Here is a 17,854-nt window from a genome sequence, read left to right as displayed (position 1 = left end):
ACGTCTTTCATTCAACCCAACATTTATAAAAAATCTTCTACACATGGAAAATATTGGAAAAGCGGCTCCTAAAAAAATGACAGGACTCGGACGTGGCTTGGGTGCATTACTCCATGACAGCGATAACGTCAACCGTTCAACTCGCCCTCTGCCTTACGACAACGTGAGCATGATGAGCGAAATTCACGTTGAGCAGATTGATGTAAACCCTTTTCAACCTCGTACGCGTTTTGATGAAGAAGCCCTCAATGAATTAGCGGAATCCATTCGTATTCAAGGCATTATCCAACCCATCACCGTACGTCAGATTGGTCGGGACCGCTACCAGTTGATTTCAGGAGAGCGACGTTTACAGGCTTCCAAGCTGGCAGGTCTGACCCACATTCCTTCGTATATCCGAACGGCCAACGACCAGCAAATGCTGGAAATGGCCTTGATTGAAAACATACAACGCGAAAACCTCAACGCCATCGAAATTGCCCTGAGCTATCAGCGACTGATTTCCGATTGTGGCCTCAAGCAAGACGAATTGGGGGAGCGCGTCGGCAAAAACCGCACAACGGTCAACAATTACATTCGTTTGCTCAAACTCCCGCCCATGATTCAGGCCGCCCTGCGCGACGACCAAATCACGATGGGCCACGCCCGAGCCATCATCAACATTGACAATCCAGACGTACAACTTAAACTGTTTCGTAAAACCATCGAAGAAGCGTGGTCGGTACGCAAAGTAGAAGATGCCGTGCGCAGTCTCCAAATAGAAACGCCCGACCCTAACTCCCATGACCGTCGCCCGAGCGTGGTAAAGCAAGAAATGCGGTCGTTGCAGTTTAAACTTTCTTCTTATTTTGGCTCAAAGGTTTCTATTAAAACCGACGATAAACAAAAAGGAGAAATAAAAATTCCTTTTACTTCGCAGGATGAGTTGGAACGGATTTTAAAGGTTTTAAAATTTGAATCGTGATACGGTCGGGATTATTGCTCATTTGCTGGTGTGTGGTGGGGTTGTCAGGAGTAATGAGCCAGCAAGTTAAAACAGACTCCCTGCAAAAGCGCTTTGCCCGTTTGGCAACCCTTGCCGATACCCTGCGCCCTGATTCACTCAAAAACGCTCAGGGCCTGAAAGATACCCTGGCCAAAATCGTGGCCCCAGCCAAGCCTGCGGCCAAGCACAGCCCCCGCAAAGCGGCTATGTATTCGCTCGTGGTGCCAAGCCTCGGACAGGCGTACAACAAACAGTATTGGAAAATGCCTTTTGTGTACGCGGGTTTTGGAACGGTCATTTATTTTATCCGCTATTTTAATATTCGGTACCACGACTATCTAACGCCCTACATCGACAGTTATAATCCTGTAACAGGGGCGGCATTACGGACAGAAGCACCCGTATACATTCGGGGTCAAAAAATAACGCGGACCCTAACGATTGAGCAGATTACGAAAGGGAAAGATTTTTATCGTCGCTACCGGGATTTGAATTTTGTGATGCTAACGGCCGTTTGGACGCTTAATATCATCGAAGCCAACGTAGCGGCTCACTTAAAAACCTTTGATATGTCGGAAGATATATCGTTTCGGGTTCAGCCCGATGCTGGCTATAATTCATTTACGGGCGGTATCATCGGGGCTAAAATAGTAATACCGATTAAATAATAATTTGCTGATTGCTCATTCATTCACCTTTAACGCATACCAGTGCTTTGGCACATAATAAATTTTCAAATTAATGAATATTCTTCTTCTGGGCTACGGCAAAATGGGCAAAGTAATCGAACAAATCGCCCTGAGTCGCGGTCACCAAATTGTCGGAAAAATTGACGTTACCAATCGCCACGAGCTGGATACTTTCAGCCGCGACAATGTAGATGCCGTCATTGAATTTAGCGCCCCCGAAGCCGCCTACGAAAACCTCAAATGGTGCATGAACAAAGGCTTGCCTACCGTATGCGGCACCACGGGCTGGCTACATCACCGCCCCGAAATCGAACAACTTTGCCAAGCGCACGGAGCTGCTTTTTTCTACGCCTCCAATTACAGCATCGGCGTCAACTTATTTTTTAGATTGAACAAGTACTTGGCCAAGCTCATTGCGCCCTATTCACAGTACAGCGTTCATACCACCGAAATTCACCACATCCATAAGCTAGATGCGCCCAGTGGCACGGCCATTACGCTCGCCGAAGGCCTGATAGAGCACCTCGCCGCCAAAACGGAATGGGCCAATCAAGCCGATGTTGCCGAAAATCAAATCCCGATTGTATCTTTGCGCGAAGGTGAGGTGCCTGGCACTCACGTTATCCGCTATGACTCCGCCGTTGATAGCATCGAGATTCAACACGTGGCCCATAGCCGTCAAGGATTTGCTTTAGGGGCCGTCGTCGCCGCTGAATGGCTCTCCCCTCGCCAGGGAGTCTACGGCATGGACGATTTGCTCGGCGAAGACTAAGTTTTTCATTCACCAAAATTGCATTCAATACTACCGGAAATGTCAAAACCCAACCCCAAAAAATCTGCCTTTAGAGAGTGGCTTGATTCCATTGTTTTTGCCGTCGTGGCAGCTACCTTAATCCGTTGGTTATTTTTAGAAGCCTACACCATTCCTTCGTCTTCGATGGAGAAGAGCCTGTTGATTGGCGACTTCCTGTTTGTGAGTAAACTTCATTACGGTGCCCGCACCCCGGGAACGCCCTTGCAAGTGCCACTGACCCACCAAACCATCTGGGGAACCAATATTCCGTCATTTTCAACCCTGATTCAACTTCCGATGTACCGCCTGCCGGGCTTTTCGGACGTAAAACGCAACGATGTGGTGGTATTCAACTACCCCGGCGACCCCGATGAGCCGTTTGAAGATCCTGCACAGGGCAACGGCGGCTACAAAGCATTCCCCGTTGATTTGCGCACCAACTTCATCAAACGCTGTATTGCCGTGGGTGGCGACTTGGTTGATATTAAAGGCGCTGATGTGTATGTAAACGGTAAACCCGCAGAAGTTCCCGCTAAAGCACAGTTTTACTACCGCATGTGGTCTACGGACTTATTGGATGACCGTTTCTTTGAGAACGAAGATATTCAAGATTACAGCTCGTATCCCAGTGATTCTTTGGCTCCCAACAAGTTTTTATACCAGATTCGCACAACCCCACAAATTGTGGAAGGTTTGTTGAAACACCCCTTTATTAAGGACGTAAAACACGAATATCGCTACGCCCCCACAAGCACCGAAATGGGGCTATTTCCAGCGGGTGCTAAGCAAAACCCTGACTTTTGGGGTCCAATTCAAGTTCCCAAAACAGGGCTGACCATTCAACTCGACTCGGCAAACGTATCAAAATACGGCCATGTGATTAAGTTCTTTGACCACAATGACGCGTCAAAAATAGTCGTGGACAAAAACACCATCAGCATCGACGGCAAAGCCATCACAAGTTATACTTTCAAGCAGGATTATTACTTTATGATGGGCGATAACCGCTATGAATCCGCCGATTCACGCTTTTGGGGCTTTGTGCCCGCCGACCACATCGTCGGCAAAGCGGTCTTCATCTGGATGTCCATTGACCCCAATCCAAAGTCAATTCTGAACAAAATTCGTTGGAATCGTTTGTTTAGAATCATTGATTAAGATTTTCTGTTTATACGAAGAGCCGCAACGTGTTGCGGCTCTTTTTTTATGCCGTACATTGGGTTGTGACTCACCTCGTTTACACAAAATGCTCGTGCATAAATCAGGTTTTTAAGATTTATTAGTTTTCACTGTTATTGATTTCCTCTTTTCTATTATTCTGGAGATAATCTGCCATTGTATTTTCATTGCTAATATCAACAACTGCTACATTATAAACTTTATATTCAGTTTCAGCGTTATATATTTTTAACATATAATTGCATATATTTGTATGCAATTACTGAAGAAGTAAACACTTTAACTTTGTAAGTAACAGTATTACCTGTATCACTGGGAGTAGTATCTGAATTAAGGTATTTAAGACAAAAACTCAAATACTATGGACACATTAGTAAAAAAGACACGGCTATCAAAAGGAGAAAGACTTAATTGGGCTAAAGTTCAGACAGTAGAGCATGTAAAAATAACACCCGACTTAGTAGTTGGTAAACTTGTATCTGAAAGTGAACATGCAAAAAGAAGTAGGAACAGTAATGCATTTTTAGTGCCTTGACATTTGATTACCCTGGATACGATATAAAGTTTATCCAAAAAGAGCCTTGTAAAGATATTACTTCTCATGAATACACACTAGTATTCAAATTCTTTTCCCCAGTTACTAAACTTCACTATATTATCCGCGCTGATTATCATAAGGGCGATGTCTTTGCTATCAAATTTTATTGCAAGCAACATCGTCGCAGCGATCGTAAGTATAGTATAATTATCAATAAAGGTGATATTGGTAATATTTTTGTTACCTGTATTAAGGTAATCCCTTACATTTTGATATATTACCCCAATGCATCTTTTGGAATTTCTGGAGCTAGAACTCTCGACAAAAAAGGAATGGTTGAAGATTATAAGAATAATCAAAGATATAGAATTTACAAAGAACTTATCCCTACAAAAATTGGACGTCTTACATTCGAACATATTGAATATGAACATGTTAGTTCATATTTACTAGTAAATAGAAATTGTACTGATATTCAAAAGACAGAGAAAGAAATTAAGCAAATGTTTTGCAATTCATATACTGATTTATTTGATGTAGTGTAGAGTGCAAGAGGCCGTCACAAAGTTACCTTTAGAACGGCCTTTTGCACTCTCTAACTGTCTGATTATCATTTCTTCAACTTCTCCTGAAACAACTTCAGAATACGTTTATATTCATCCATCCAACTGGTTGGCTCCACAAAACCGTGGTCTTCCATGGGGTAAGACGCCATTTCCCAATTGTCTTTTTTCAGCTCAATCAAACGCTGTACCAACCGGTATGAATCCTGAATATGCACGTTGACATCTACCATGCCATGACAAATCAATAAATGATCTTTCAATCCTGCCGCGTGATAAATAGGCGAACTCCGACGATACGCCAACGAATCCGTGGCGGGTTCGTTAAGGATATTGGCCGTATAAGGGTGATTATACGCCGCCCAGTCGGTCACGGGACGCAAAGCAGCTCCTGCTTTGAAAACACCCGGCTTGGTAAACATGGCCATTAAAGTGATAAAACCACCGTAAGAACCACCGTAAATACCGATGCGCTTGGCGTCAATTCCGTGTTTTTCAACCAAGAATTTTGCCCCGTCAACATTATCATCCAAATCTTTTCCGCCCATAAAACGATAAATCCCCGTGCGTACATCGCGGCCATAGCCCGACGACGCCCGGTAATCCATGTCGAGCACGGTATAGCCCAAATCCACCAACAGGTTATGAAACATATACTCTCTAAAATATTGACTCCACCATTTATGGGCATTTTGAAGGTAACCCGCCCCGTGAACAAACACCACCGCCGCACCATTTTTCTTTTTGGGAACGTACAAACGGGCATAAATATCAACCCCGTCGCTGGCCTTTACGGTCACAATTTGGGGTTCACGCCACTGATACGAGCTAAACTCAGGGGAAAGCGATTTCGTAAGTTGCGTAGCCGTGGCGCTGGGCTGCGCCTCCTGAAGGTACAATTCCCATGGTTTTGTGGCCGAAGAATAACGAATCAATAACTTCGACTCATCGGGCGATAGCGTGGCATCATTGGCTCCCACCATGCCCGTAAGCTTGGTACGCTCCCCTCCCGTAACGGCCATTTTATAGAAATGCTGCTCGCCCGGGTGTACTTCGTTTGACTGAAAATAGATGGTTTTCTTGTCTTTTGAGAGCTGCGCCTGCTGCACCTCAAACTTCCCCGACGTGAGGGTTTTGCGCTCGCCCGTACGGACATTAACCGAGTACAAATGCGAATAGCCCGTGGCTTCGGAATGAAAAATAATGGTTTCATTATCAATCCATTCCAACCAAAAACTGCCCGGGCCACCTACCCATGCTTCGTCGCGCAGGTGGTCAAGGACTTTAAATTTAGCAGTTTCGGGGTTTAGAGAAGCAATCCAACGGTCTTTATTGTCTTGTGAGCGCATCATTGCAACCACGTACTTGCCATCTTCCGACCACCGAACGTTGATAAACTGCACTTTGCGGGCGGCGGCTTTTTTAGCCGTATCGGCTTTGTATTCTTTCAGGTATTCAGGTTTTACGTTGATACCCGTCAAGTCTTTGGTCGATGCTTCGAGTACGGTATCTTTCTTAATGTTGTAGATAAACAACTGCGAGTTGTTTTGGGAAGCGCCCACTTTCGTGCGGGCGGGCAGGTTTTCGGTGTAGCCAGATTCAGTTACATAACTCGGCACAACGGTTGATTTTGCGCCACTACCCCCTTTGGTCGAACGGTAAGTGATAAACTCCGCCGTGGGCGATAAGAGGATATTATCCAAGATAGCATCGTTGGTATAAATCTCTTTCGGGCGTTTCGGTTGGTTTGATTTTGTAATTTTATCCGCTTCCTTTTTTTTGTCAGCACGCTCTTTCAAAACCTCAAACAACGCCAATTGGTCTTTTTTCAGCCACTTATCCTGCTCGTTTGCGGCCGCGTCGGCTTTCTTTGTTCCTGGCAAAAAATTCGTTAATTGAATCAACTCTCCCGTGAGCAAATGTTGCGAAAACAAGTTTTGCCCGCGTCTAAAAATAGCTTTGCTGCCATCGGCGCTAAACGTAACGTTTGATTCTGCATCTACGGTATTGGTCAACTGTCGGGTTTGGCCCGTTTTCACGTCAATCCAATAAATATCCCCATTTTTTATGAATAATTTTTGGGTGAAAGCACGGTTATAATCGCCCGATGCAGTCGGCAGCAAACTGCGCTCCAGCGGCGTTACTTTGCGGGTTTGCTTGGTTGACAGTTCGTACACGTAGAGTGAGTCACCCGTGTTTTTTTCAGGATTCCAGCTAAAGAAAATTTTGGTACCGTCTTCGCTCCAGTAGGGATTGGAAGGGGCAACGCCCATCCATTTGGGGTCGCGCATGATTTTTTCCACCGAAAGTGGCGCAAGGGTCTGGGCTTTGAGCGTGACGTTTAGGGCACAAAAAAAGGCAAGGAACAGGTGGGTTCGCCAAAGGTAAAAGTTTCGCATAAGTAAGTAAAATGAAGTGTTTACGGTTGAAAATACAATTTAAAAATCAAAACAAATAAATACCGCCCACAAAACGACGGAATGAGGACGTAGCCTTGGTTTAAAGAGATAAAAGTAGTTAAAATCGCATCTTTTGCCGATATTTCCCCCTTTATTTCCTGATAATTATCATTTTTTCAAACCATCACAGCGCCTACCATTGCGCCAAACCAAACGGCCCACCCAATGCGCCCAAAAATCAGCTACGTTTCTCCGCAAGAGGCTCTTTCCTGCGTTCAATCTGGCCACCGAGTCTTTGTACAAGGAAGTGCACAAACCCCTTCATTCCTTTTAAAACACCTCGCTCTGGAAGCCCCTCGATTACAGGATGTTGAGGTTGTTTCTATCACCGTTTACGGCGATGTATACATTGATAAACCCGAATTCCAAGGCCATTTTCACATCAATTCACTTTTTGTTTCGGAGAGCATTCGCAAGGCCGTCAATGAAGGGCGGGCCGATTATGTTCCGGTGTTTTTAAGTGAAATCCCAGAGTTGTTTAATCAAGGAATTTTACCCATCGACGTTGCCTTGGTGCACGTGTCGGTACCCGACCAACACGGTTATTGCTCGTTGGGGCTTTCGGTCGACATTGCCCGCTCGGCTGTCAACAACGCCCGTTACGTCATTGCTCAGGTAAACCCCAACGTTCCGCGTACGCAGGGCGACGGCATGATTCACGCCAGTAAATTTCACGCGATGGTTTATTGTGAAGACGCCCTCCATGAAGCCAATTTCAGCAGTTCAGTGTCGGAAAGCGACCAAAAAATCGGTCAATACGTCGCCGAATTGATTGACGACGGCAGCACCCTCCAAATGGGCATCGGCTCCATTCCCAACGCGGTTTTGCAGTGTCTTTATAACCACAAAAACCTAGGCGTTCACACCGAAATGTTCAGCGATGGGCTGATTGATTTGTTCGATAAAGATGTCATCAACAATCGATTTAAAGTAATCATGCCCAACAAAACCGTCACGGGTTTTGCCTTAGGCACTAAGCGTCTGTATGATTACGTCAATGACAATCCTGCGTTTTCGTTTCTTGACATTGATTTTGTCAATGACCCGTACATTATCAAACAAAATCCCAAAGTGGTGGCCATCAACAGCGCCGTAGAAGTCGACGTAACGGGGCAAATCTGTTCTGATTCGATTGGTACCTATCAGTATTCGGGCGTGGGTGGTCAAATGGATTTTATGCGCGGGGCCGCCCTTAGTCAAGGCGGGAAACCCATCATTGCGCTTCCCTCCCGTACCCAAAAAGGTATTTCAAGGATTGCGCCTTACCTCAAGCAAGGCGCTGGAGTGGTCACCACCCGCGCCCACGCGCACTACATCATTACGGAATATGGGGTAGCGTATCTGTTCGGAAAAAACCTCCGCCAACGTGCCAAAGCCCTCATCAACATTGCCCACCCCGACGACCGTGAAGACATTGAGCGTCAATGCTTTGAACGATTCAAAACGTTGTAAATAATGAATTACTAGCATACAAAAGCAGCGCCAATCGGACCCGATTGGCGCTGCTTTGATGTAGAAAAGAAATGTTGTTAAATATCAGAATAGTCGGTTGGATAAAAGAATCGGGTGTCATTCTTAGAAACATTCTTTTGGTATTCGGGCATCGCCGCAAGTTTTTTCCAGTAGGCATCGGCGCTGAATGCTTTCCAATGCTCATCGCGGGAAGCACGGTTTTCAAAAGTGGTGAGATACATCAGATTGGGCATCCGACTGCCCGATACGACTTCGGCATAAAACACCGCGTTAAAGCCAAGACGCTTGAAGAGACCAATTTCGTCGCCGTCGTTAAACATCTTTATTTTATTCTTAGATATTTTTTCGGTGTGGCCTTCATAACTTCTTAATTCATAGACCCTTTCTTTGGGGGCAGAAGTGAGTTGGGGCATGGTAAATTGCAGGCTTTTATCAAACGCATTCAATAAAATTGATTCAATTCTATCATACGGCGGCTCGCTGAATACCGCGTCGTGGTAGGCTTTGCCGTCGTTCCAATACGCCTTATCTTTCGCCAGTCTTTGTTCCAACTTAAAAAATTCATCGCGTGAGCGGAAAGGAATAAAAACGTAGATAAGCTTTTCGTCGGTCGGCTTGGCCGTTTCGGGGTTGATGATGGGTTTAAAAACCCCCACTTTACTGATACCGATTCGATGCAAGGCGGGCAGGTACGCGTCTTTTAAAAACGCATCCACTTTTTTCTCCTGCTCTTCCGTTTTGAGGTGATAAATTTTAATTTGGTAAAAATCGCGTTTTGCGGCGGTTGCCGAAACACCAAAACTCAGAAAACACACTGCCAACAACAATGGCATAAATAACTTAGACATACTGAAAATGATTTTTGGGGGTTACGTTGTAATTAGGGCCAAAGTAACGGCTAGTTTTTCAGTAAATCCACATTTTAAAGTCTAACGCTTAACTCATAATTTACGAAGGAAATTCCATTTCATTCTCAGCAAAACTGCACAAACCGCCCAGCAACTCGCTCAGTTTTTCGCCCGTTTCGGTCAAAGAATATTCTACCCGGGCGGGAACTTCGCCCAAATGATTGTTTCTAACAATGAGTTTATATTGTTCAAGAAGCTTGAGGCGGTCAGCCAAAATATTGTCGCTGATGTGCTTTAAGTCCTCTTTCAGGCTTGAAAATCGGCTGTTGCCTTCTTCAATGCTAAACATAACCTCCGTTAGCCATCGTTTGCTCAGAAGATGAATCAGCTCATTGAGCGCACATTTATCTTCCAAAAACGTCTGATTATAATAATTGGTAGAGCTTAACTTTCTCATCGCCATCACTAACTTTTTAAGGAGTTGTTCAATATTACCTAAACTATTGTTCAAAGTTAGATTTAAACGTTCATTTGTGAACTGATTTTTATCGAAAACCGTAAATAAAAACGGCAACCTACCTGTATACGTGTTTTGTTGTTAATACTATTTCTATGAACTACCGCAAAATTGGCATTTCAGACAAACCAAATCAAGCTAGCCTTGATGTATCCGTGATTACCTTTGGCGCTTGGGCCGCTGGAGGATGGATGTGGGGCGGAACCGAGCGAAATGAAGCCGTAAAGGCCATCAGAGCGTCTTATGACGTGGGCGTAACTTCCATTGACACCGCCCCAATTTATGGGCAAGGACTCAGCGAAGAAATCGTGGGCGAGGCCATCAAGGGTATTCCGCGCGACAAAGTTCAAATCCTCACAAAATTTGGCATGCGCTGGGACTTGGCGAAGGGAGATTTTGCCATGCACAGCAAAAAAAACGACGGTCAAGCCATTGATATTTACCGGTACGCGGGCAAAGAGAGCATTGTCAAAGAATGTGAAGACAGCCTGCGACGCCTGGGCACCGATTATATTGACCTGTATCAAATTCACTGGCCAGACACCACAACGCCCATCGGTGAAACCATGGAGGCCGTTTCGCGGTTAATAGCGCAAGGAAAAGTGCGCTACGCGGGTGTTTGCAATTACAACGCCGACCAAATGCGCGAAGCCGAAAAGTTCATCCCTCTTGCTTCCAACCAAGTGCCTTACAGCATGGTGAAAAGAGACATTGAAAAGCAAACGGTTCCGTATTGCATCGAGCACGGAAAAGCCATCTTGGCCTACAGCCCGTTGGAACGTGGATTATTGACCGGAAAAATGAAACCCGGCCACCAATTTGCGGCCGACGACCACCGAGCAAAGCTGTTTTTTTACAAAGATGAGAATCTCAAACGGGTGGATGCATTTTTGGATAAAATCAAACCTTTGGCCGATGATAAAAAAGCAACGATTGGCCAATTGGTGCTGCGTTGGACCGTCGAGCAGCCGGGCATTACCATTGCGTTGGTCGGGGCGCGCGACGCCAAACAAGCGCTCGAAAATGCCGCCGCCATGGACATCCATTTGAGTAATGAAGAAATTAATTTTATCACTGGGCATTTAAACCAACTCGAATTGGTTCCATAACAAAGGAGGAAGGAGAATCCACGGCCCTATTCTATTTTTAACATTTCAACCTATCGTTTTTTTATTCATTTTCATTTTATGAAGAACAACAAAACCTTACTCAAAAAGAGCCTTCCCGTTGCGTTGACAGGCTTGATTCTAACCGCTTCCGTTGCGTTGATGAGCAATAGCGGTATCACGGAGGGTACAAATTCTGTACAAAAAATAACCGAAGCCAACTTGAAAGTAGATACCGTTGCCAGAGGGTTGACCATGCCCTGGGCAACTGCTTTTCTACCCAACGGGGACTTGCTAGTGACCGAGCGCGTCGGCAAATTGCGTCTGGTAAAAAATGGCGTTTTGGACCCGCAAGAAATTACTGGATTGCCAGCCATTCTTTACAAAGGACAAGGCGGCTTGCTCGACGTAGCTTTGCATCCCGATTATGCTTCAAACGGCTGGATTTATATCAGTTATTCATCGCCCAAAGCGGCGGGTGAAGAAGGCGACGACGGCGGCGCAAATACCGCCCTGCTGCGTGCCAAACTGAAAGACCACGCCCTAACCGATATTCAGTACTTGTTTAAAGCCATCCCCAACGTCAGAGCCAATGTACACTTCGGTGGCCGCATTGTATTTGACAAAAAAGGCTATGTATTTTTGTCGCTCGGCGAACGCGGACAAAAAGAAAATTCACAAAATCTGAGCAAAGACCAAGGGAAAGTGGTCCGCCTGCACGAAGACGGAAAAATCCCTACCGATAATCCATTCGTAAAAACCGCCGGTGCGCGTCCTGAAATCTGGACCTATGGCCACCGCAATCCCCAAGGAATGACGATTCACCCCACCACGGGCGTTATTTGGGAGCACGAACACGGTCCGCAGGGAGGTGATGAGCTGAATATCGTAGAGCGTGGCAAAAACTACGGCTGGCCCGTGATTACGTTCGGGATTGACTACGACAACAGCATTATCTCCAAAGACACCGCCAAAGTGGGTATGGAGCAACCCGTTACGTACTGGAAGCCTTCGATTGCGCCGTGCGGAATGACGTTTATCACGAGCGATAAATTCAAAGAATGGAAAGGCGACCTGATTGTTGGCTCACTTAAATTTGCGTACCTCCAACACCTCGTGGTAAAAGGCAACAAAGTGGTAAGCCGCGAAATAATGTTCGAAAAACTCGGACGCGTACGTGACGTACGTCAAGGACCCGACGGCAATATCTACGTGGTGCTCGAAAACTCAGGCAAAATCGTCAGAATCAGCCCCAAAGCGTAAATCGTTTTTATTAGCATCACTTACTTATAAATAATGATTTGAGCAGTTATGTTAATCCCATAGCTGCTCAAATTGTGTTTGATGAATTATCCATACTTACCACTTTTTCGCATGAAACTGTTAGTCATTTTTTGTTCAGGCATCTTTTTTTGTTCTGCCAGCCTCCCCCACCAAGACGATGCACTTACCAAAAGCATGGAGCGGGGAAAAGTGATTTACGCTGAAAACTGCATTACGTGCCACATGGGCGCAGGAGAGGGCGTTGCGGGAGCTTTCCCACCACTTGCCAAAGCCGATTATTTGGTCAAAACCCCCGAAAAAGCCATTGCTGCCATTAAATTCGGTCTGTCGGAAAAAATTACCGTCAACGGCGTTGCCTACGAAGGAATGATGCCCAATCCGGGATTAGACAATGAAGAAATAGCGGATGTGATGAATTACATTCAAAATTCATGGGGCAATACCTCCAACAAGAAACTCGTAACGGCGAAGATGGTTGAGGAAGTAAAACCGAAAAAGTAACCCTGTCGCCATTGCACAACGGATAGCATTTGAGAGGTGTTATCTGTTTTTTTTTAGTTATTGCTGCCGTTTGGTCGATATAGGAAATGTGTACGTATAAAACAAGATATTTTGGGGCTTTGAGCTCAATTTTAGGCGCGTTATCTAATTTTAAACTGTTGGAATACTTACAAAGTACTTAAACCACTCCAACCAACAATGAAAAAGCACTGTTTTCTAATTTTGATTTTCCTGATTTCAGGGATTTTTGCTACGGCACAGGTTCCCGGCTCGGTGGTTGCGTACAGTCCGGCGGCCTCGGGTTTGTACATCGGCTCACCGAGTATTTGTATTTTATCCAACGGCGATTATCTGGCATCGCACGATTTGTTTGGCCCGAAATCCAATGAGTTTGAACGCCCAAACTCCCGAATTTATCGCTCCAATGACAAAGGCAAAACATGGACGCAGATTTCTGAAATCAACGGTCAATTTTGGTCAAAACTCTTTGTGCATGAAAAAGGGCTGTATTTCATGGGCACAAGCAAACACCACGGCAACACCATCATCCGGAAATCTACCGATGGCGGCGTGACTTGGAGTGAGCCAACCGACGGTGAAAACGGCCTACTTTTAGCGGGCGAATACCACTGTGCACCCATGCCCCTGATTGAACACAACGGCCGCCTCTGGCGCGCCATGGAAGATGCGATGGGCTCGATCAAAAAATGGGGAAAACGCTACGGTGCTTTCATGATGTCCATTCCCTTGGGGGCCGACCCCATGAAGGCTGCCAACTGGACGAGCAGCAATGTATTACGTTATGATTCGACCTTGCTTAACGGAAATTTTGGCGCTTGGATTGAAGGAAACGCCGTCGTAGACCCCACAGGGCAATTGTGGGATGTGTTGCGGGTGGATGACAAATCGACATTGGAAGAAAAGGCCGCCTTCATCAAAATCAGCGCCGACGGCAAAACAGCCACCTTTGATTCTAATACAGACTTTGTCAAATTCCCGGGCGGCAGCAAAAAATTCAGCATTCGGTACGACCCCAAATCCAAACTATACTGGACCGTTGCCAATTATATTCCGCAGGAAATCAAAGCCGCAAATCCGGGCAAAAACCCCGCGAGTATTCGCAACACCCAAGCGCTTTTCAGTTCCGAAGATTTGCGTAATTGGGACTTACGCACCCTTCTTTTGCAACATCCCGAAATCATCAAACACGGCTTTCAGTACGTAGATTGGCTTTTTGAAGGCAAAGACATCATCTTCCTTTCCCGCACTGCCTTCGACGACGGCCAAGGCGGCGCCCACAACAACCACGATGCCAATTACCTGACGTTCCACCGAATCAAAAAATTTCGGAAGATTGGGGTTTTGTAAAGCTTTTGAGATAACGCCTTTAAAGGTGTATTTTTGTTCACAAAACACGCAATTATGGCTTTTGCTGAAAAATACATAAATCCTTTTACCGACTTTGGATTCAAAAAATTGTTCGGCAGCGAGCCAAACAAAGAGTTGTTAATTGACTTTTTGAATCAGGTAGTACTGCCTGAACAGCATCGAATCACGGAGTTAAGCTACACTCGAAACGAACACCTTGGCGCTAAGGAGCTTGATCGAAAAGCGATATTTGACCTGTATTGCATTGGTAAAAACGGGGAACGATTTATTGTTGAGATGCAAAAGGCCAAACAAAACTATTTTAAAGACCGCAGCGTATTTTACGCTTCTTTCCCGATTCAAGAACAGGCCAAACGCGGAGAGTGGGATTTTCAATTGACCGAAATTTATACCGTAGGCGTGTTAGATTTTGTGTTTTCTGAAGATGCTCATGAAAAAGAAGTTCGTCATGAAGTAAAACTTAAAGACCAAAACGGGCGCGTATTTTACAAAAAATTGACCTTCGTGTATTTAGAGATGCCCCATTTCACCAAAACAGAGGAGGAACTGGAAACCACGTACGACAAATGGCTCTACGTACTCAAACACCTGCCCTATTTAGACAGTAAGCCAAAAGCTTTGCAGGAAAAAGTTTTTGATCAACTATTTGCCGTTGCTGAAATTGCTAAGTTCACGCCCGACGAAATGAACGCCTATGAACAAAGCCTCAAATATTACCGTGATTTAAAGAATGTCATTGACACGGCCATTATGGAAGGCGAGACCAAGGGGAGAATGGAAGGGAGATTAGAAGGTGAAATGAAAGGGAGAATAGAAGGGAGGCTGGAAGCAATCACTGAAAGTATTATCAAGGCGCTCAGTCGTGGAAAACTGACAGTCGAAGAAATTGCCGAAGATTTTGGTGTGAGTGTTGACTTTGTGTTACAGATAAAAGAAGAACAGAGACCCTAATCCCTACCGATACGTCACCGTCACGTAATAAAAACCACCGATTTGCGGGCCGCCGAGGATGGAGAAATAGTAGCGGTTGAGGAGATTGGTGCCGCCGAGTTTGAAATCCACTTTTTGTTTTGGCAATGAATAAGTAATCTGTCCGTCAAAAACGTTGATGGCGGGCACGTTGCCGTTGACCAAAAACGATTGATAATAGAATTGACTTTGGTGTTTGTAGCTAAGTCCAAAACCGATATTTTTAAACAGATTTGCGTGACTAACGGAGACATTGGTCATCCATTTGGGGGTATTAAATCCATCTTCCAAGCCGTCATTTGCTTCTTTGCGGTCAAGTTGGGTGTAAGTAGCATTGACCGCCACAAACCACCCTTGCCTAAACCGATACCGACCGCCAAGACTCGCCCCGTAATTATGAACAATGGTTTTGGAATTGGTCCAGAGGCGATAACGCTGCTGTTTAGACCGGTCGAGCATGATATAGCCCAGCGAATCTGGCGTAGAAACATTCGGAATATTGGCTTCTACCTGCGCCATAAAATCTTGGTAGCGATTGTAATAAAAGTCTGCATCAACAAACAAATGTTTCTGAAAAAAGAGGCCTTTGTAGCCGATTTCCAAAGAACGAATAAACTCCGGACGGAGGTAGGTATACGCATTGCGTTGCAGAAGTCCGAGGTTGGCTTTGACCAAACTGTCACGCTTGCTTACGCCCAATCTGTTCACGCCCGCATTTACTGCCGCCTGAAATGCATCAATCGACGTGCGTATATATGAGTTCTCAAAAATCCCCTGCGACATCACCGGCAAGCCGCCCACCCGTTTTACCCCACCGCTGTTGATGTTGGAAAAACCCTCAAAAATGCTCGGAAAACGATACCCGCTTTGGTAGGATGCCCGAAAATGGTGGTTTTCATGGAAAGCGTAAACAGCCGTAAAACGCGGATTGAGTTTCAGGTCGAAGTAATCGGCTTTATCAGCGCGAAGGGTAGCGCCAAGTTTGAGCTTTTCTCCAAACAATACTTTCGTTGCCTGCACAAATCCCCCTGTTTTGGCATAAGTCAGATGACGGCTGTTACTTTCCGGATTAATGAAATAATTACCATCAGGAACAATGGCATAAGTACGATGGTCAAAACCCGCCAAAATTTCAATTCCCGTTTGTTTTCGCCATTTTTCAAGCCATTCTTCCGTCAGATTCCATTGGCCTTCGGCATGGTACAACTTGGCTTTGACCCGCAACGCCGCGCCTACGTCCCAATTGTTAATATTCTGCAAACGAGCTAAACTATTCGTAAAAGCTTCCGTGCCGGGCTGCGGTCGGCCCGCATCGGCAAAAGTACGGGCTTCACGCAAGGCATCGGCCCAAGAAACCGAACCCTCTACCTGTCTGAAACGGGCCTGAAAATCCGTAAACCATTGGTTATCTGATTTATACCCACGGTCAATATTCTCAGCCATGGAACGAAGGTTATAGGACTTACCAGTATTTTCGGACGTAACATACGCCCGAACCTGAAACGCCCGACCGCGCAGTTGAAAGGCGTGCTGTTGCAACAAATAGTTGGCTAACTGAAAGCGATTGGAGCGTTGGTAGACATTATTGAGGTAGGCAATCCGATACGTGTAACTCAGTTCAACGGCTTTCGTAGGACGGAAATGAAGACCTGCATCGGCCTTTAGGTTCTGAAAATGATAATCAACCACATCTGATTCATTATAACCCGTACGCGCCACGACAATGTTGCGATTGGCCAAAGTCAGCGTGCGCCGATTGGCCGACTCGTTGCCGTAGCCGCTCACGGGGTCGAAAGCGGGATTGTCGACGTCTCTCAGTCCGGCAGAGGCATTGATATTGGGGGAAATATCGGTGCGGTCGGTGGCTTGCCAATCGTAACCCTTGGTAAACGTCCCGTTGATTTTAAAGGCCCAACGGTCGTTCCAAGCGTGGGCGTAACGTAGATTACTTTCGTTGAACAATTTGGCCGTTACCCCCTTATCACTCAGGTGATTTACCCCTAATTTTTGCTGAAAACTCAACCCCAAATGTTCAAAAGGATTTTTGGTTTGGAAATTTGCCAAGCCGTTGATGGCGTTCATCCCATACAGCGCAGAGGCTGTTCCGGGAATAATTTCAACGCTCAGAATATCCAAATCGCTCGGTCCGAGCGCATTGCCGACGGGCGCGCCAATGTGCGGCGACTGGTTATCAATTCCGTCAATGAGCTGGGCAAAACGCACATTTGTGGTATTGGCAAAGCCTCTGGTATTAAGCACTTTAAACCCCAAACTAGGCACAATCAAGTGAACACCTTTGATGTTTTCGAGAGCATCAAAAAACGACGGCTGCGCCGAACGACGAAAATCCTGCATTGTCACTTTCTCAATACTTACTGGTGATTTCAACAGACTTTCTTGCAAACGCGAAGCCGAAATAACCACTTCGTCTAACCGAAAAATACGGTTTTGTAGAGAGGTGGTATCTTGCGTCTGGGCTTCAACGCTGCCCCCCAATGCAAAAACTCCAATAAACGTTATGAACTGCCCAAATCTCATCCCGAAAAGCGTTATCTCCTCAA

General features: G+C 45.7%; 15 protein-coding genes. 11 read left to right on the top strand and 4 right to left on the bottom strand.

Features of this window, described 5'->3' with window-relative positions:
• The first annotated feature begins 43 nt into the window (after positions 1 to 43).
• The 5 genes from DVG78_RS23480 (at position 44) to DVG78_RS23460 (ending at position 4,729) form a co-directional block, all read left to right on the top strand.
• Positions 44 to 964: a ParB/RepB/Spo0J family partition protein gene (locus DVG78_RS23480; RefSeq protein ID WP_114069636.1), complete on the top strand. Its 921-nt coding sequence runs from the start codon at positions 44 to 46 to the stop codon at positions 962 to 964.
• Positions 961 to 1,653 (top strand): DUF5683 domain-containing protein, encoded by a 693-nt coding sequence (locus tag DVG78_RS23475; RefSeq protein ID WP_147277161.1) that lies wholly within the window; start codon positions 961 to 963, stop codon positions 1,651 to 1,653. Before DVG78_RS23480 ends, DVG78_RS23475 begins: the two co-directional genes overlap by 4 nt.
• A gap of 73 nt (positions 1,654 to 1,726) precedes the next feature.
• Entirely contained in the window at positions 1,727 to 2,446 is a 720-nt protein-coding gene (dapB, locus tag DVG78_RS23470; RefSeq protein WP_114463474.1) for a 4-hydroxy-tetrahydrodipicolinate reductase, read from the top strand.
• A 39-nt stretch (positions 2,447 to 2,485) separates the two neighbouring features.
• The gene (gene lepB, locus DVG78_RS23465) at positions 2,486 to 3,625 is read left to right on the top strand and encodes a signal peptidase I (protein WP_114463473.1); all 1,140 of its coding nucleotides are present in this window, start codon (positions 2,486 to 2,488) and stop codon (positions 3,623 to 3,625) included.
• A 552-nt stretch (positions 3,626 to 4,177) separates the two neighbouring features.
• Positions 4,178 to 4,729 (top strand): hypothetical protein, encoded by a 552-nt coding sequence (locus DVG78_RS23460; RefSeq protein ID WP_114463472.1) that lies wholly within the window; start codon positions 4,178 to 4,180, stop codon positions 4,727 to 4,729.
• A 65-nt stretch (positions 4,730 to 4,794) separates the two neighbouring features.
• Here the strand turns inward: DVG78_RS23460 and DVG78_RS23455 are convergent, their stop codons facing one another.
• Positions 4,795 to 7,146 (bottom strand): prolyl oligopeptidase family serine peptidase, encoded by a 2,352-nt coding sequence (locus DVG78_RS23455; RefSeq protein WP_114463471.1) that lies wholly within the window; start codon positions 7,144 to 7,146, stop codon positions 4,795 to 4,797.
• A 225-nt stretch (positions 7,147 to 7,371) separates the two neighbouring features.
• Between DVG78_RS23455 and DVG78_RS23450 the strand changes: the two genes are divergently transcribed.
• Complete coding sequence (locus tag DVG78_RS23450; RefSeq protein WP_114463470.1) at positions 7,372 to 8,658, top strand: acetyl-CoA hydrolase/transferase family protein; 1,287 nt, start codon at positions 7,372 to 7,374, stop codon at positions 8,656 to 8,658.
• A gap of 77 nt (positions 8,659 to 8,735) precedes the next feature.
• Here DVG78_RS23450 and DVG78_RS23445 read toward each other — a convergent pair whose 3' ends face one another.
• Positions 8,736 to 9,527, bottom strand: coding sequence for an NIPSNAP family protein (locus DVG78_RS23445; RefSeq protein WP_114463469.1), 792 nt, complete (start codon positions 9,525 to 9,527; stop codon positions 8,736 to 8,738).
• A 100-nt stretch (positions 9,528 to 9,627) separates the two neighbouring features.
• Positions 9,628 to 9,984 (bottom strand): winged helix-turn-helix transcriptional regulator, encoded by a 357-nt coding sequence (locus tag DVG78_RS23440; RefSeq protein ID WP_114463507.1) that lies wholly within the window; start codon positions 9,982 to 9,984, stop codon positions 9,628 to 9,630.
• Between the two features lie 155 nt (positions 9,985 to 10,139).
• Here DVG78_RS23440 and DVG78_RS23435 point away from each other — a divergent pair, with 155 nt between their 5' ends.
• The 5 genes from DVG78_RS23435 to DVG78_RS23415 all read left to right on the top strand — a co-directional run bounded on the left by DVG78_RS23435 (position 10,140) and on the right by DVG78_RS23415 (position 15,275).
• The gene (locus tag DVG78_RS23435; RefSeq protein WP_114463468.1) at positions 10,140 to 11,153 is read left to right on the top strand and encodes an aldo/keto reductase; all 1,014 of its coding nucleotides are present in this window, start codon (positions 10,140 to 10,142) and stop codon (positions 11,151 to 11,153) included.
• Positions 11,154 to 11,231: 78 nt separating this feature from the next.
• Positions 11,232 to 12,413, top strand: a complete 1,182-nt coding sequence (locus DVG78_RS23430; protein WP_114463467.1) for a PQQ-dependent sugar dehydrogenase — start codon at positions 11,232 to 11,234, stop codon at positions 12,411 to 12,413.
• 111 nt (positions 12,414 to 12,524) lie between these two features.
• Complete coding sequence (locus DVG78_RS23425) at positions 12,525 to 12,935, top strand: c-type cytochrome (protein WP_114463466.1); 411 nt, start codon at positions 12,525 to 12,527, stop codon at positions 12,933 to 12,935.
• Between the two features lie 198 nt (positions 12,936 to 13,133).
• A complete protein-coding gene (locus tag DVG78_RS23420; protein WP_114463465.1) occupies positions 13,134 to 14,303 on the top strand; it encodes a sialidase family protein in 1,170 nt (389 codons plus the stop codon).
• A gap of 54 nt (positions 14,304 to 14,357) precedes the next feature.
• A complete protein-coding gene (locus DVG78_RS23415; RefSeq protein ID WP_114463464.1) occupies positions 14,358 to 15,275 on the top strand; it encodes an Rpn family recombination-promoting nuclease/putative transposase in 918 nt (305 codons plus the stop codon).
• Positions 15,276 to 15,278: 3 nt separating this feature from the next.
• Here the strand turns inward: DVG78_RS23415 and DVG78_RS23410 are convergent, their stop codons facing one another.
• On the bottom strand, positions 15,279 to 17,831 hold the full coding sequence (locus tag DVG78_RS23410; protein WP_114463463.1) for a TonB-dependent receptor: 2,553 nt from the start codon (positions 17,829 to 17,831) through the stop codon (positions 15,279 to 15,281).
• Positions 17,832 to 17,854 lie beyond the last annotated feature (23 nt).

The organism is Runella aurantiaca, assembly GCF_003339505.1.
Lineage (GTDB): Bacteria > Bacteroidota > Bacteroidia > Cytophagales > Spirosomataceae > Runella > Runella aurantiaca.
The sequence above is the reverse complement of the archived record's forward strand: the minus strand, read 5'-3'. Positions and strand labels throughout refer to the sequence as shown.